Raw genomic sequence first — 15378 nt, 5'->3', positions numbered from 1 at the left:
GGACGGGCTTGTTCCGGGCGTGATATCACAGATGCGGCTGCACCGGATTGCATAGACGGCGCAGATATGGCAGCAAGTCGGTTGCAATCATCCCGCGCTCGCCGTCTTTCGCGGCCAGATCGCCAGCCATCGCATGCATGCAGACACCCAGTTTTGCCGCCTCGCCCATTGGAATGCCTTGAGCAATCAACCCGCCTATGACGCCGCTCAGGATATCTCCCATGCCGGCAGACGCCATGCCCGGATTACCTTTATCACACAAGGCGACGAGAGAACCGGGCGCGCATACCAGGCTGCCCGCTCCCTTTAACACACAGGTCCCGCCATAGCGGCGGCCTAGTTCCCTGATGCACGCCAGCCGGTCAGACTGGACTTCCTGGACGGTTACGCCTGTCAGACGCGCCGCCTCACCCGGATGGGGGGTCAATACCCAGTTCTCATTAAATCGCGCGGACTGTGAAAGTAAATTCAACCCATCCGCATCCACCACTAGCGGGAGATTTTGCTTGAGAACATACTCCCATAATGATCTGGACCATTGCGATTGCCCCAGGCCGGGACCCAGGACCGCCAGATCAGCACGGGCAATGAGCCTATCCATCTCCTCCGGGCTGGAAACGCCGCGGCACATGATTTCAGGCCGCGAGATATTCAGCATAGCCGCATGCTCAAGCCTCGTCACGATAGTCACAAGGCCCGCGCCCACTCGCAGCGCCGCTTCCGCAGCCATGCGCGGTGCGCCGGAATAACCCTCGTCACCCCCTATCACCAGCACATGGCCGGATAATCCCTTGTGCCAGTCACGCGGCCGGGATTTGAGCAGCGCGTGATAAGCACTCAAGTGAATTTTTTCGGCAACCGGATCGATGGATGAGAGCAAATCAGAGGGAAGCTGCAAATCATGACAAACCAGATCGCCCGCATTCGCTATGCCGCTGCCGGTCAGCAAACCCAGTTTTAAACCGATAAAAGTAATCGTTGCCGTTGCATGAACCGCTGCGCCCAGAATGCGTCCGGTATCCGCCTCCACACCGGTAGGCATATCGATGGCAAGCACCGGCACTTGTGCCTTATGAATTTTTCTGACCGCGGCTATCACTTCTTCACGCAAATTTTCATGCGCGCCTATGCCGCAGATCGCATCCACCACCACATCAGGATGCTGCAAATTGACTTTGTCATCAAAACGGCTCATCGGCACTTGCGCATGTCTGCAGGCATCCAAGGCCTGTTTTGCTTCTTCTTTCATATTATCGTGGCTGCCAACCTGCCAGACCGACACATCCAGGCCGCGTTCTTGCGCATTCAGCGCGAGCACATAACCATCGCCGCCGTTATTACCGCTGCCGCAAAATACCGCCACTTTATGCGCCTGCGGCCAGCGCCGGTGTAAAAAATCAAATGCCGCCTTGCCAGCGCGCTGCATCAAAACATGCCCGGTGACGCCAAACTTTTGCTGAGCAAGATTTTCAATTTCACGGATCTGCCGGGCTTGATAAATCGGCGTCTTGATGGATTGCATAATTACATCCTTGTCTGGAAAGATGGTAAATCCGGAAACAGCCTCTATTGTCATTCTAACAAATAAATGACGCAACCGCTGAAACAAGAGAGAGGACTCTCATCAGACAGTGTCAGCCAGAATGAATTTAAACGAAAGGGTAGAAAAACAGGAATAACGCTGTAAAGACAGCCGCATGCCGACCCATCTTCGCGTGTTTATCCAGCAAGATGGAAGATGGGTCTGAGACCGGCTCAAACAGCTTTTTGTGTCGTCTTCTCGGTAATGTAACCTACCGTGAGTGTCGCGATGATAAGAAGCAGCGCCGCAATTCCCCACTTACCGGAAATCAGCAGCATGATAGCGGCAAAAATCACCAGCAGCGCCAGTAATGCCTTGTTTGCCGGCACCCGGTAACCCGCGCGGGCAAAATCCTTTTGGTAGCGCCCAGCCCATGTCATTAACGGCGGCAGCAATATCATCAGGATAAAGACGCTGATTCCGGCAAATTCCAGGCCAAGCATAAAAGCATTGGGGTAAAACAGAACCAGGGCAATAGGGGGTCCGAACGTGGCCCCCATGACAATCGCATTGCCTACGATACCTTGCTTCTTGACTTTGAAGCCGTCAGACAAAAAATCTGACAAACTCAGTGAAACACTTAAAAAGGACGTCGCCATGCAGATGGAAGTAAAAAACTTGGCAATGACAGTCACATTATCTTTTTGCAGAATGGTTGTCAGCGCGGACACCAGATCGCTGTTGGTACTGTTTGAATGCAGCATGGCCCTTAATCCAGGCGTACCGTCCAGGGGAATGACACCCATAATGACCATGTCCCAGGTGATATAACAGATCAAGGGTATTAGCGTGCCTATCAGAATGGCTTTACGCAACGTCTTGACGTCTTCGCCAAAATACGTGCGCAAGCTGGGAATAATCATCAGACAGCCAAATGACACCGCCGTTACCGTCAAACTGGAAGGCGCAACAATATTCTTGAATTCACCACTGGAAAGATTCACGGAACTGACAAAAGGCAGCACCAGACAGATCAGCAGCAGCAATGCACCCAGCTTTCCGAACATGAGGCCGCGGTTTACATAATCAACCGACCGTATTCCCATGTAAACCACCGCTCCAAATAAAACCGTAAACAACAAGGACGCCAGTGAAAGGGGAATCTGGATTCCACTGGTCGCGAGGATATAATGAAACAGATCGCCGCCTCCGGCGATGTAAGCACATATAATGGAATACAAGAGCACCAGATAAACAACCCAGGCGACGGCCTGTCCGCCCTTCCCTAATGTGGCGCCCGCCATGGAGACAAGATTACTGTTCGGGGGAAGCCAGAGATTCACTTCCAGAAATAAAAAGGCACACGCGGTCATCACACCCCAGCACGCAAACAGCAACACCGTTGATCCCCAGAATCCGAGCTGGGCCGTGGCAACCGGCAATGCCAGCATGCCCGCACCGATTGTCGTGCCCACCACTAACAAAATACCGCCTAACAATTTTGAATTCATTCCAGAATCCTCAAGTATGTGATAAACGCCTATCCAACATCTTAACGATCAATACTTAACACTATCTGACCATGCGGGCGAGGACATCATTAATCTATTGATAAATAAAATTAAATTATTCCGTTTTAACCCTGACGGCGCGGCATGATATGCAATGACCGTTCAACTGGATTTATGAGAGAAGAACAACTCTTCTGGCGGTCCAGACTTTTATGTATTTTCATGAAATAACCGCAATTTCCCATGCTATAAAAATTTTATACAATTGTCAAAATGCGGCCGGTCGCCCAGTCCATTATCCCTGCAGCCCTTTTATCATCATCACAAAGGAAAACACCGCCAGCAAAACCAGCAGAAATTTTCCGCCCGGAACCATAAATCCATTAGAGATTTTTTTCCGATAACGGCCGACCCAGACCATCCACGCAGGCAGTAGAATGAGCAGAATGATGCAGTAAATTCCTGCGTATTCGATCGCACGGATAAAAACACCCGGGAAAAACAACACGGTGACCAGCGGCGGAAGAAAGGTGGCCGCATTGATAATCAGATTGTTTCTTCCCTTTTTTTCCATCTGCAATGCATCAGCCCAAAAGTCATTCAGGCATAACGACACCCCCAAAAAGGAAGTCAGTACGCAAATCGAAGTAAATAATTGCGCGAATAACGTGACCGACGGCTGCGCGGCGGCGGCGCTCAAGGTTTTCACCAGATCACTCGTAGAATTCTGCGATTTCAATATCGCGCCCAATCCATGAATACCTTCCAAGGGAACCACTCCCATAATGGCCATGTCCCAGAGGATATAACACACCAGCGGTATGAGGCTGCCTATGAATATGGCTTTCTTCAGACCGCGGACATCGCCGGCGAAATAGATACGCAGACTGGGAACAATCGCAGCGTAACCGAACGAAGTGATGGTAACAGTCATCGCCGAAGCCGACGTGATATTCTGAATCTGGCCTGCGGCGAGCTTGGCGGATGAAACCAGCGGCATCAACAGAATAACCAACAGAAAATAAGCGCTGAACTTCACAAACATCAATCCCCGGTTGACATAATCAACGGATTTAATACCCAGATAAACCACTGAGCCAAATATGGAAGTAAATATCAGAGACGACGCCCAGCGCGGGATCGATATGCCAGCTGCCGCCAGCAGATTATGGAACAAGTCACTGCCGCCGCCGATATATGCGCACAAAAGAGAGTAAAGCAAAAGTAAAAACGCGAGCCAGGAGACAATTTGCCCTATCGGACCTATGGTTGCCCTTGCCATGGTATTGAGATTGCTGTTAGAAGGCATCCACAAATTGACTTCCAATAACAAAAAAGCTCCCGCAGTCATGACAAACCAGCAGACCAGCAAGAGTATGATCGAACCCATGAATCCCAGCTGCGCTGTCGCGATGGGAAGCGCCAGCATGCCAGCGCCGATTGAGGTACCCACGATCAGCAGGATACTGCCCAGTAATTTGAAATTCATTCTGTTTTTCCTCTTTACATTCGTTATACATTACCTAGGGCCTGCTGACATTGCCACCATCCGCGGCAAAACGCTGGCTTCCCCCGCGTTTCTCAGCTTGACTGGCAGCCTGCATGACGCCTTTCAAAACTCGCCTTGCGACAGGCAAGCGCGAGCAGGATCAGGCTTCCCTTCAGGCCCGGTGTTTTTTAAGAATATGATTTGTAATATTAAGTTGAGTTACCTGCGTGCGCAGGCAAAATAAAAGGAAAAAAAGCGGATATAAGAAATGCGCCCGTCGCTGTGAAACAGCGGCACAGAAGAAAACCTGTTCAAGAGTGTTTGGCGCATAAGTAATTAATCTATTATAATCTGCATTAATATTACCTATTAATAGCAGTTTGTGTCAAAACATTTCCTATGCATTCAATAAAAGACAAAATCAGACAGTGGGGGCGCGAACTGGGTTTTCAGCAAATCGGCATCGCCGATACTGACCTTGCCCATTATGAGCAGCGTTTTCTTCAGTGGCTGGCTCAAGGCATGCACGGCAAAATGGATTATATGGAAAAACATGGCAGTAAACGCGCACGGCCAGGCGAACTGATCCCTGGCACCCTGCGCATCATCTCGGCGCGCCTGGACTACCTGCCGCCGGACACCCACTGCATGCAAGTACTGCGGGATACACAAAAAGGCTATATCTCCCGCTACGCTCTCGGGCGTGACTATCATAGACTGATGCGTAAACGGCTGGACCATCTGGCGGAAAAAATCAGCCTGCTCGCGGGCGAATTCGGTTACCGGGCATTTTGTGACAGCGCGCCCGTCCTGGAAAAACCCATTGCTGAAAAAGCCGGACTTGGCTGGATAGGCAAACATACCAATCTCATTCATCCCAAAACCGGCTCATGGTTTTTTCTCGGAGAAATCTACACAGACTTGCCCCTGCCGATTGATGAGCCCATGACAAAAAGCCATTGCGGCAGTTGCACAGCCTGTCTGGACGTTTGCCCCACCCAGGCCATTATCGGACCCTATCAGCTGGATGCGCGCCGCTGCATTTCCTATCTCACTATTGAATTACGTGACGCCATACCCGCGGAGCTGCGGCCATTGATAGGCAACCGCATCTATGGCTGCGATGACTGCCAGCTGGTTTGCCCATGGAACAAGTTCGCCAAACCCACACAAGAACAGGATTTTCACCCCCGTCATGATTTTTCGTCGCCCGATCTGATTGAATTGTTTGCCTGGACAGAAGAAATTTTCCTGAAAAAGACCGAGGGTTCCGCTATCCGCCGTATCGGCCATGCATGCTGGCTGCGAAATATCGCCGTCGCTCTGGGCAACGCACCACGCAGCGAAGCAGTTATCCACTCATTACGCAGCCGGCTGCAGCATCCCTCCGCCATGGTGCGGGAGCACACGACATGGGCGCTGGAAAGACAGCTGACAGCAGCCAAAGAAAGAACCTGAGCTTGGAGAACTAGCTTGTTTTTAACACGCCCTGATTCAGCAGGCGCTCCCGGTAATAACGCAGTTCGCCTATGGAATCATGAATGTCAGCCAGCGCAAGGTGTCTGGATTCTTTCTGATATCCGCCGTATATCTTGGGCGCCCAGCGTAGCGCGAGTTCTTTCAGCGTGCTGACGTCTATCATGCGATAGTGAAAATATTTTTCCAGCTCCGGCATGAATCGCGACAGAAAACGCCTGTCCTGCCAGACGCTGTTGCCGCACATGGGCGACTTTCCTTCCGGAACATATTTCCTCAAAAACTCCAGCGTAGCGGTTTCAGCCATTTGTTCGGTTATTACGCTTTCCTGTACACGCCCAACCAGTCCGGAATCATTATGCTGACGCGTATTCCATTCATCCATTTGCTCCAGCAGTGAACCGGACTGATGGATAGCAAACTCCGGGCCTTCAGCCAGCACATTCAAGTCTGAATCTGTCACCACGGTTGCGATTTCAATAATGCGGTCGCGTTCCGGATTAAGCCCGGTCATTTCGAGATCGATCCAGATAAGATTGCTTGGGTTGAGCGGCATGGCATTTTATCCTTGTGTCATACTATCTATCACCACCGGCATGGATGGATATCCTCCCCGGTAACCCGCCTGAATCCCAATTCAGACAGCGATTCAATCCTAGCATTTTTATACTGACTGTATAACCCATTTTTTTATCATAATTGACAAAACAGGAATCATAATGACATCATTTCGCGCTCAATCATCCATGAGGCCCAACATGAAATCAAGCAGAACCGCGCATCTCCCGCCCAAAAAACGCCTGCTTGCCGCATTTCGCAATAACAATACAAGCTCGGCAACCGTGGAAGAACCGGGGCGGCCTGATACGAGACTGGAAACAGTCAATCCAACGGAGTTTGACATCACAGATTGTTCGCAGCCGAAACGCATCAGAGGTGCAGAAACGACCTCACCCGGACTAAAACAGAATTCTCTATTTCCAGTCGTGCAGCCTGTGTTGGCCAAGCCACCTTTAGTGGTCGCCCTGGAACAACATCTGGGCCTCATGAATCCACAGGGATTGAAATATTTTCATCTCAGCGAAATTTTGCGTGAAATCGCTCTTTATCATCGGCAAAAACGGCATACACACACGCCGCAAGAAGCAGATATTCTCTCCGCCATTTTATTTTTATACGAGAAAGCCATTGTCATCGACCCGCACAATATCTACGCAGAAAATGAATACAAGACTTACCAAGAGCACGTGCCGCTATCGTTTACCGCCACGGAAACGCTGGCAAGAAAATCCCGCTATCAGAAGGAGTGCGCCCAGCATGGGACAGTGAATTTTTTCTGGGATTCACTGAACAAATATATTCAGCGTCTCGTGATAATTTTTCCGGACAAGGTGAATGACGTTCTGGCTGATTTGTGCAACCATCTCAATACCACGGCTGCCATCCTGCATATGCGAAACAAGCATATCGAACCCAAGCTGCATGACCAGTCTGTCGCTGCGTTTTCAAGTGCGGCGCTTTTGCTGCAGCCTCAGGAGACCGTCGTCAAATTCGGCTTTTAATCCATGCTCGCAAGGAGTTGGCAGCCGCCCCCTCCTCATGTAAATTATCCCCACCTTTTACCTGAAGGCACTTAAATCCTATGCCGAATTTCGAGATCGCTGCCGGCGTCATCGCTGCTTACCTCATGGGTTCAATATCAAGCGCCATCCTTGTCTGCAAAGTCATGGGATTACCCGATCCGCGCACCCAGGGTTCACGCAACCCCGGCGCAACAAATGTCTTGCGTATAGGCGGAAAAAAAGCCGCGGCCATTACCCTGCTGGGTGACTTGCTCAAAGGCGTCATCCCGGTGGTGATTGCGAAAGGATGGGGATTCGGATCAGAAGGTTTGGCACTGGTCGCCTTCGCTGCATTCCTTGGGCATTTGTATCCTGTGTATTTCCGCTTCGAGGGAGGCAAAGGTGTCGCGACCGCGCTAGGATGTCTGCTTGCGCTGAACTGGCCTACAGGTTTGTGCTGGATGGCAGCGTGGGGAGCGACCGCCGCGCTTTCGCGCTATTCCTCTCTTTCCTCGCTTACCGCCTCCCTGCTCGCCCCCGTTTTCATCTGGATTTTCACCGCAAACACGGCCTGGACTCTCACGGTCGCGGTCATGACTCTGATTTTATTTTTCCGCCACCGCAGCAATATCCTCAAACTGATTAACGGTGAAGAAAGCCGGATAGGCAGAAAAAACCGCTGAAACGGCGGCAGCGCGCCATGCTCACTCCAAACGATCCAACGGCCAGCGCGGATAGACTTCCACGCTTAAGTCATCCTGCGCGCCGGCAAGCAGCCGCTGACAGCCGACATATGCAATCATCGCCCCATTGTCAGTGCAGAATTCCAGCCTGGGAAAATACAGTAAGGCCTCGAGTTTCTTGCACATGACATGCAGCGCATGCCTTAACGCGGTATTCGCTCCCACTCCGCCCGCGACGACCAGCGTCCGCAGCCCTGTTTCCCGCAGTGCACGGCGGCATTTGATAGTCAGCGTTTCCACCACGGCTTCTTCAAACGCCCGCGCGATATCAGCGCGTGTTTGATCGTCCTTTTCATTTGCTTCAATCGTATTCAGGGCGAAAGTCTTGAGCCCGCTGAAGCTGAAATCCAGACCCGGCCGGTCTGTCATGGGACGGGGAAAATGAAAACGGCCCGAAGATCCCCGTTCCGCCAGTTTTGCCAGTGCGGCGCCGCCCGGGTATCCCAGACCCAATAACTTGGCGGTCTTGTCAAACGCTTCCCCAGCGGCGTCATCCAGGGTGTCGCCCAGGATTTCATATTTTCCCAGCTTTTCGACTTTCACCAATTCGGTATGCCCCCCGGAAACCAGCAACGCCAGAAATGGAAAGGCTGGCGGCTCGGGTTCCAGAAAGGGTGCCAGCAGATGCCCCTCCAGATGATGCACGCCGATAGCGGGGATCCCCCAGGCAAACCCCAGTGTACGTCCCAGCATGGCGCCGATTAATAGCGCTCCCACCAGGCCAGGCCCCTTGGTATAGGCAATGCCGTCCAGATCTTTTCCCGCCAGCCCTGCGCCGCCAAGCACTTCTTCTATCAAGGGAAGGGTCTTGCGCACATGGTCGCGCGATGCCAGCTCCGGCACCACCCCGCCCCACTGCGCATGAATCGCCGTCTGGCTGTAAAGCGCATGCGCAAGCAGGCCGCGATCGGAATCATAGATTGCAACACCCGTCTCATCGCAAGAAGTTTCTATGCCTAAAACACGCATGGCCGCCTTTACCTGGATCAAAAAAATGTGTCATATTCTAGCGGTTTTCGCTTAAAAATAGATAGCGTCAATGTCACTGGCCATGAATACACACCAGAATCCGTTGACTTTTTTCTTGCCGGCACAAACAACCGCGAAATATCGAGCCACTCAGGAGTAAAAAGACATGATACCCTCTTCCACAGACCTGACTTACTTCCTTGAAGTTGCCAATCTGTTAAATCTTTCGCGCGCCGCGGAAACCATAGGCATCAGCCAGCCCTCCCTGACGCTTGCCATGCAGCGGCTGGAAACAGCTGTCGGCACCGCCATCCTGATTCGTCACAAACGCGGCGTCTCTCTCACCAAGGCCGGGAAACAATTACTGCTGCACGCGAGAAAATTATTGCAGCAATGGGACACCATCAAGTCTGAAACCCTCGCTTCCGTGCATGAAGTGCAGGGATCGTTTAAAATCGGCTGCCATCCGTCGGTCGCGCTTTACTTCCTGCCTCGCGTTTTGGGCGATTTGCTGGAAAGCTATCCTGACCTGGAAATCCACCTGAAACATGACAGTTCACGCAAAGTCACTGAGCAAATCATCAATCTGTCTGTAGACATAGGCATAGTGGTCAACCCCGTCAAACACCCCGACCTGGTCATCAAAAAACTGGATGATGACAGAATCACGCTTTGGAAAGGCCAGGGACAGAGAGCCATTCAGGATATTCATTCTTCCCAGGCCTTGCTCATCTGCGACCCGGATTTGATGCAGACCCAGGCGATTTTAAGAAAACTGAAAAAAGCCGGCACGCTTCCCAGCCGGCTGCTCACGACAAATAGCCTGGAAGTCATTGCTGAACTGACGGCGAACAACTGCGGAATTGGTATTTTGCCGGAAAAAATCGCCCGCTCAAAACACCTTAATCCCCTCCCTAAAGCGCCGAATTATGATGATGAGATTTGTGTGCTGTATCATGGCAGCAACCGCGATATCAAAGCCATTCAGATGATTGTGGAATCCATCAGGAAAATATTGACAAAAAAGCCAAAAGCACATCAATAAGCATCCTATTGGCATTATAATGAATAATGTGTGGTTCATTTTTGATCATTGGCGGGAGCCGGGAAGAGGGAAGCATACCTAGTCTTTGCATTTCTCCGCTTCTGGCATTAGAATTGGCGCTCTTCATTGATTAATAATTTAGGATACAGCTTACGTTATGCCAACAGTACGTGTAAGAGATAATGAAAATTTTGAATTAAGCCTGCGCCGCTTTAAGCGTCTTTGTGAAAAAGCCGGCATTCTTGCTGACTTGAGACGTCATGAATTCTACGAAAAACCCACCTGGAAACGTAAGCGTAAAAAAGCTGCCGCCGTCAAGCGCTACCAGAAGAAGATTTTACGTGAGCATATGGCTTTAGAGCGTGACCGCCAGCCTATCGGCACGGGCGGCAAGAAAGAAGCTGCTTAACCATTTCTTTAGCGGGAGCAATCCGATGACATCTGTGATCAAGGACAAAATCCTTGAAGATATGAAAGTCGCCATGCGCAGCCAGGAAAAAGAACGCCTGGCCACCATACGCCTTATCATGGCCGCCCTCAAACAGCGGGAAGTGGATGAAAGGATTGAATTAAGCGATGAACAGATCATCGCCACCCTGAACAAAATGATCAAGCAGCGCCGGGATTCCATTTCCCAGTTCGAAGCCGGCAACCGCCAGGACCTGGCACAGAAAGAAATGGAAGAAGTCCGCATCATTCAGCAATACCTCCCTGCCCAGCTTTCCGAAACCGAAGTGGAACAAGCTGTTGTTGCCGCCATACAGGAATCCGGCGCGACTTCCGCAAAAGACATGGGCAAAGTCATGGGCGTTTTGAAGACCAAACTGCAAGGCAAGGCTGACATGACCGTAGTCAGCTCCAAGGTCAAGGAAAAACTGGCGGGATAATATCCGCCAGGCTCCATTCCCATTATCATCATAGGCACGTCGGCGTTATCCACAGGCATTCAAACCCGGCACTTGCCGGATCACGCCATTCCGGCTACCTAAACCTGTCCGGCTCTGTTATAACTATCACTCTAAAGAACAGTCACTCTCTTTTATAGTGATAGTGCGGCAGAACGGATCCGAGATGAGGTCACAACGTGAATATCCCACGGGAGTTTATCGAATTACTTTTAGCCAAGATTGACATTGTTGACCTCATCAACGCGCAAGTTCCCTTGCGGAAAAAATCGGGCAGCAATTACTTCGCTCGCTGCCCGTTTCATAATGAAAAAAGCGCTTCCTTTTCTGTCAGCCAGCCCAAACAATTCTATTATTGTTTCGGCTGCGGAGCACATGGCAATGCCATTGATTTCATGATCCAGCATGAGCGCCTGAGCTTCCCGGAAGCCATAGAAACACTGGCGCGCCAGGCCGGCATGGAAGTTCCGCATGCCGGTCCCGCCGCCAAAAAAGAAGATTCGCTCCCCGCCTTATTCGAGCTCATGCTGCAGGTCACGCAGGATTATTACGATCAGATGCGCCGCTCGCAGCGCGCCATCCGTTATTTAAAAAGCCGCGGCATTTCCGGAAAAATCGCAAAATTGTTCAGCCTCGGATACGCCCCCCCAGGCTGGAGCCATGTTCTTGATCAGTTCGGCAAATCTGAAGCTGAAAAAAAACGGCTGCTAGACGCCGGGCTTATCATCAAGAAGGAAGAAGGGGGATTTTACGACCGTTTTCGCGACCGTGTCATGTTTCCCATTCATGATTACCGCGGTCGAATCATCGGATTTGGAGGACGTATTCTGGACCAGGGCGAACCCAAGTATCTGAATTCGCCGGAAACCGCCTTGTTCCAGAAAGGCCATGAATTATACGGACTCTATCAAGCCCTGAAATCCAGCCATAAGCTGGACCGCATACTGGTGGTCGAAGGCTATATGGATGTAGTAGCACTCTTTCAACATGATATCACCTATGCAGTTGCCACACTGGGGACAGCAACCACCAGTCATCACTTGCACAGACTGATGCGCTATACTTCAGAAATCGTCTTCTGTTTTGACGGCGATGAGGCTGGGCGTACCGCCGCATGGCGCGCCCTGCAAGTCTTGTTCCCGCTCCTGCAGGACAACCTGCAAATCCGTTTCCTCTTTTTACCCGACGGCGAAGACCCTGACTCCCTGGTACGCAAGGAAGGCAAGCCTGCATTTGAAAAGCGCCTGGTATCAGCCGCGTCTCTTTCGGCTTTTTTCTTTCAAACCCTGGGACGCCAGTGCGATCTCGCCACCATGGAAGGGCGCGCGCGTTTTGCCGCATCCGCACTGGGTTTTATCAAGCAGATTCCTGGCGGCATTCTGCCGGAAATCCTGGTGGAAGAACTGGCCAAACGTGCCCGAATTGATGTCAATGAATTGAAGCTGCAAATCAAAAACCCGGGTGCCGCGGTGCCGCAGTCCATGCCCAATCCCCCGCAGGAAACCCAGACCGACCTTGCCAGACCCAAACTCAAACCGCCCATGCAAACCGCTCTGGCACTGATGGTGCAAAACCCGTCCCTGGCAGCCCTGCTCACGGATCCTTTGCCGGACAACCGCTTGCCGGGTTATACCTTTTTGAGACGCCTCACTGAACTCCTCAGACAACGTCCCGGCATGAATACCGCTTCCCTGATCGAATTTTGGCGCGGACAAAAAGAAGAGTCTTTTGTCGCCAGTCTGGCGTGCTGGGAACACATGATTCCCGAAACCGGTCTTGCCAGTGAGTTTCTCTGGGCCATGCGCCAGATCACCCTGCTCGGCATCGATGAAGAAATCAACCGCCTGCTCGCAAAAGCCTCTCAGGACAGTTTGTCCGATGAAGAAAAACAGGAATTATCCGGTTGGATTGTGAAAAAGAAAGTCGCCGCCGCTGAAACCAGATAAAATATTTCAATATAAATATATACATGAATTCCATTTTCCAGAAAACCGCGCCCGCGCGCGCCCTATCGCGCAGATCACAGGGTTGACCGGCGGGAAAGGAAAATTGCGGCCGTATCCCACAGGATAACTCGCTTATCACCATGACATTTTATTCAAAATAGTGGATAATATACGATTGTCTTGTTTTGCATGAATTTGGCTATACTATATACAGACAACCGTTTTAACTTCAGACAGGTTACCATACTATGGATCAACAAGATTCCCAAAAAGAATCACAGAAATCTCGCCTAAAAGAACTCATTACACGCGGCAAAGAACAAGGCTACCTCACTTACGCCGAGGTGAATGACCACTTGCCCGCGGATATCACCGATCCCGAACAGATCGAAGATATCATCAGCATGATTAACGACATGGGCATTAAAGTGTCTGAAGATGCGCCCGAGATGGAGGAATTGCTGCTCGCAGAAGGTGAAGCCTCGGAAGATGAAGTCGCGGCAGAAGAAGTTGCCAACGCCCTGGCTGTCGTGGATGGCGAGCTGGGCCGCACAACCGACCCTGTACGCATGTATATGCGGGAAATGGGACGCGTCGAACTGCTATCACGCGAAGGTGAAATTGCCATTGCGAAACGCATAGAGGAAGGCGTGAACCAGATGCTCACCACGCTTGCGTACCAGCCGCAGATGATCGCTGAAGTATTGAATGATTTTGACCGTGTTGAAAAAGGCGAACTGCGCCTGAGTGACGTGATCAGCGGCTATATTGAGCCTGATCTCGAAAATGTCGATGAAGAAAGCGAAGACGAGGAAGGCGGCGGCGGTAAAGTCAATAATGCCAAGGCAGCCGAACCGGCAGCCGATGTGGATGAAGACGCCGAAGACGCGGATCCGTTTGATGACGAAGCCGGACTGGATCCTGTGAAGGCGAAAGAACGCTTCGAAGAACTTCGTAAAATTTATACCGACACGCTCGCCATAGAAAAGAAACATGGCCAGAAGCATAAAAAAACCATTGCTCAGCGTGATGATCTTGCCAAGTTTTTCATGGATATTAAATTGTCGCCGCGCCAGTTTAACAAGCTGTCGAGAAAAATGCGCAGCATGCTGGATGAAATCCGCACACAGGAACGCATGATCATGGATTTGTGCGTGAATAAAGGAAAACTGCCGCGCAAGGCTTTTATTACTTCCTTCATCAATAATGAAACCAATGTCGACTGGGTACAAGAGCACAAAAACAAGGCCTACTACAGCGACCTGGAAAAATTCGTTCCGGATGTCCTGCGCGCGCAGAAAAAGCTGATTTCCCTGGAAGAACAGATGCGCATGACCATCGCTGAAATCAAGGAAGTAAACCGCAGGCTCTCTATTGGCGAAGCGAAAGCCCGCCGCGCCAAGAAGGAAATGGTGGAAGCGAATTTACGCCTCGTCATTTCCATCGCGAAGAAATACACCAACCGCGGACTGCAGTTCCTGGATCTCATACAGGAAGGCAATATCGGTCTGATGAAAGCCGTGGACAAATTTGAATATCAGCGCGGATACAAGTTTTCAACGTATGCGACCTGGTGGATACGCCAGGCCATTACACGGTCCATCGCCGACCAGGCGCGCACCATCCGCATCCCGGTTCACATGATAGAAACCATAAACAAGTTAAACCGTATTTCACGTCAGCTTTTGCAGGAAACCGGGCAGGAACCCACACCCGAAGAATTAAGCCGCCGCATGAATATTCCCGAGGATAAAATCCGCAAGATCCTCAAAATTGCCAAGGAACCGATTTCCATGGAAACGCCTATCGGCGATGATGAAGATTCGCATCTGGGTGATTTCATCGAAGATCTCAACACCTTGTCTCCGATAGACGCAGCCACCAATTTTGGCTTATCAGAAGCGGTACAAAAGGTATTGGGATCATTGACGCCGCGCGAAGCCAAAGTTTTACGCATGCGCTTCGGCATCAACATGAATACGGACCATACCCTGGAAGAAGTGGGCAAACAATTCGACGTGACCCGTGAACGTATCCGCCAGATCGAAGCCAAGGCGCTGCGAAAACTGCGTCACCCATCCCGAGCGGAGCAATTGCGCAGCTTCCTGGAAGAACAGGAATAAACCTCTCAATACCATCCCGCTGATTGAAATTTACCCAACCTGATCAGCGGGAATCCGGTATAATAAAATGGTAATCAGAGGAGCCGC

At 51.1% G+C, this 15378-nt stretch carries 13 protein-coding genes; 8 read left to right on the top strand and 5 right to left on the bottom strand.

Annotated elements, in window-relative coordinates; all coding sequences use genetic code 11:
* Positions 1-25 precede the first annotated feature (25 nt).
* The 3 genes from AQULUS_RS01545 to AQULUS_RS01535 form a co-directional block, all read right to left on the bottom strand.
* On the bottom strand, positions 26-1522 hold the full coding sequence (locus tag AQULUS_RS01545; protein WP_172622690.1) for an NAD(P)H-hydrate dehydratase: 1497 nt from the start codon (positions 1520-1522) through the stop codon (positions 26-28).
* Positions 1523-1755: 233 nt separating this feature from the next.
* Entirely contained in the window at positions 1756-3033 is a 1278-nt protein-coding gene (locus tag AQULUS_RS01540) for an amino acid permease (RefSeq protein WP_148337963.1), read from the bottom strand.
* A gap of 295 nt (positions 3034-3328) precedes the next feature.
* Positions 3329-4522 (bottom strand): amino acid permease, encoded by a 1194-nt coding sequence (locus AQULUS_RS01535; protein ID WP_148337961.1) that lies wholly within the window; start codon positions 4520-4522, stop codon positions 3329-3331.
* Positions 4523-4921: 399 nt separating this feature from the next.
* Here AQULUS_RS01535 and queG point away from each other — a divergent pair, with 399 nt between their 5' ends.
* The gene (queG, locus tag AQULUS_RS01530) at positions 4922-5980 is read left to right on the top strand and encodes a tRNA epoxyqueuosine(34) reductase QueG (RefSeq protein WP_148337959.1); all 1059 of its coding nucleotides are present in this window, start codon (positions 4922-4924) and stop codon (positions 5978-5980) included.
* Between the two features lie 10 nt (positions 5981-5990).
* Here the strand turns inward: queG and orn are convergent, their stop codons facing one another.
* Positions 5991-6554 (bottom strand): oligoribonuclease, encoded by a 564-nt coding sequence (gene orn, locus AQULUS_RS01525; protein WP_148337957.1) that lies wholly within the window; start codon positions 6552-6554, stop codon positions 5991-5993.
* 202 nt (positions 6555-6756) lie between these two features.
* Between orn and AQULUS_RS01520 the strand changes: the two genes are divergently transcribed.
* Entirely contained in the window at positions 6757-7560 is an 804-nt protein-coding gene (locus AQULUS_RS01520; RefSeq protein WP_148337955.1) for a hypothetical protein, read from the top strand.
* An 80-nt stretch (positions 7561-7640) separates the two neighbouring features.
* Complete coding sequence (gene plsY, locus AQULUS_RS01515; RefSeq protein ID WP_148337953.1) at positions 7641-8243, top strand: glycerol-3-phosphate 1-O-acyltransferase PlsY; 603 nt, start codon at positions 7641-7643, stop codon at positions 8241-8243.
* 21 nt (positions 8244-8264) lie between these two features.
* On the opposite strand, the gene tsaD is transcribed toward plsY, so the two are convergent.
* Positions 8265-9272, bottom strand: a complete 1008-nt coding sequence (gene tsaD, locus AQULUS_RS01510) for a tRNA (adenosine(37)-N6)-threonylcarbamoyltransferase complex transferase subunit TsaD (protein WP_148337951.1) — start codon at positions 9270-9272, stop codon at positions 8265-8267.
* Positions 9273-9438: 166 nt separating this feature from the next.
* Between tsaD and AQULUS_RS01505 the strand changes: the two genes are divergently transcribed.
* The 5 genes from AQULUS_RS01505 to rpoD all read left to right on the top strand — a co-directional run bounded on the left by AQULUS_RS01505 (position 9439) and on the right by rpoD (position 15291).
* On the top strand, positions 9439-10317 hold the full coding sequence (locus AQULUS_RS01505; protein WP_148337948.1) for a LysR family transcriptional regulator: 879 nt from the start codon (positions 9439-9441) through the stop codon (positions 10315-10317).
* A gap of 157 nt (positions 10318-10474) precedes the next feature.
* The gene (rpsU, locus tag AQULUS_RS01500; protein WP_148337946.1) at positions 10475-10726 is read left to right on the top strand and encodes a 30S ribosomal protein S21; all 252 of its coding nucleotides are present in this window, start codon (positions 10475-10477) and stop codon (positions 10724-10726) included.
* Between the two features lie 25 nt (positions 10727-10751).
* Positions 10752-11204 (top strand): GatB/YqeY domain-containing protein, encoded by a 453-nt coding sequence (locus AQULUS_RS01495; protein ID WP_148337944.1) that lies wholly within the window; start codon positions 10752-10754, stop codon positions 11202-11204.
* 197 nt (positions 11205-11401) lie between these two features.
* A complete protein-coding gene (dnaG, locus tag AQULUS_RS01490) occupies positions 11402-13168 on the top strand; it encodes a DNA primase (protein ID WP_148337942.1) in 1767 nt (588 codons plus the stop codon).
* Positions 13169-13416: 248 nt separating this feature from the next.
* On the top strand, positions 13417-15291 hold the full coding sequence (gene rpoD / locus AQULUS_RS01485; protein WP_148337940.1) for an RNA polymerase sigma factor RpoD: 1875 nt from the start codon (positions 13417-13419) through the stop codon (positions 15289-15291).
* Positions 15292-15378: the final 87 nt, after the last annotated feature.

The organism is Aquicella siphonis, from assembly GCF_902459485.1.
GTDB classification, from domain to species: Bacteria; Pseudomonadota; Gammaproteobacteria; order DSM-16500; family DSM-16500; genus Aquicella; species Aquicella siphonis.
This window is presented reverse-complemented; position numbering and strand designations above follow the sequence as displayed.

Coding starts and splice junctions, on each gene's coding strand:
- AQULUS_RS01545 (WP_172622690.1), bottom strand. CDS start 1,522: ATGCAATCCATCAAGACGCCGATTTATCAAGCCCGGCAGATCCGTGAA.
- AQULUS_RS01540 (WP_148337963.1), bottom strand. CDS start 3,033: ATGAATTCAAAATTGTTAGGCGGTATTTTGTTAGTGGTGGGCACGACA.
- AQULUS_RS01535 (WP_148337961.1), bottom strand. CDS start 4,522: ATGAATTTCAAATTACTGGGCAGTATCCTGCTGATCGTGGGTACCTCA.
- queG (WP_148337959.1), top strand. CDS start 4,922: ATGCATTCAATAAAAGACAAAATCAGACAGTGGGGGCGCGAACTGGGT.
- orn (WP_148337957.1), bottom strand. CDS start 6,554: ATGCCGCTCAACCCAAGCAATCTTATCTGGATCGATCTCGAAATGACC.
- AQULUS_RS01520 (WP_148337955.1), top strand. CDS start 6,757: ATGAAATCAAGCAGAACCGCGCATCTCCCGCCCAAAAAACGCCTGCTT.
- plsY (WP_148337953.1), top strand. CDS start 7,641: ATGCCGAATTTCGAGATCGCTGCCGGCGTCATCGCTGCTTACCTCATG.
- tsaD (WP_148337951.1), bottom strand. CDS start 9,272: ATGCGTGTTTTAGGCATAGAAACTTCTTGCGATGAGACGGGTGTTGCA.
- AQULUS_RS01505 (WP_148337948.1), top strand. CDS start 9,439: ATGATACCCTCTTCCACAGACCTGACTTACTTCCTTGAAGTTGCCAAT.
- rpsU (WP_148337946.1), top strand. CDS start 10,475: ATGCCAACAGTACGTGTAAGAGATAATGAAAATTTTGAATTAAGCCTG.
- AQULUS_RS01495 (WP_148337944.1), top strand. CDS start 10,752: ATGACATCTGTGATCAAGGACAAAATCCTTGAAGATATGAAAGTCGCC.
- rpoD (WP_148337940.1), top strand. CDS start 13,417: ATGGATCAACAAGATTCCCAAAAAGAATCACAGAAATCTCGCCTAAAA.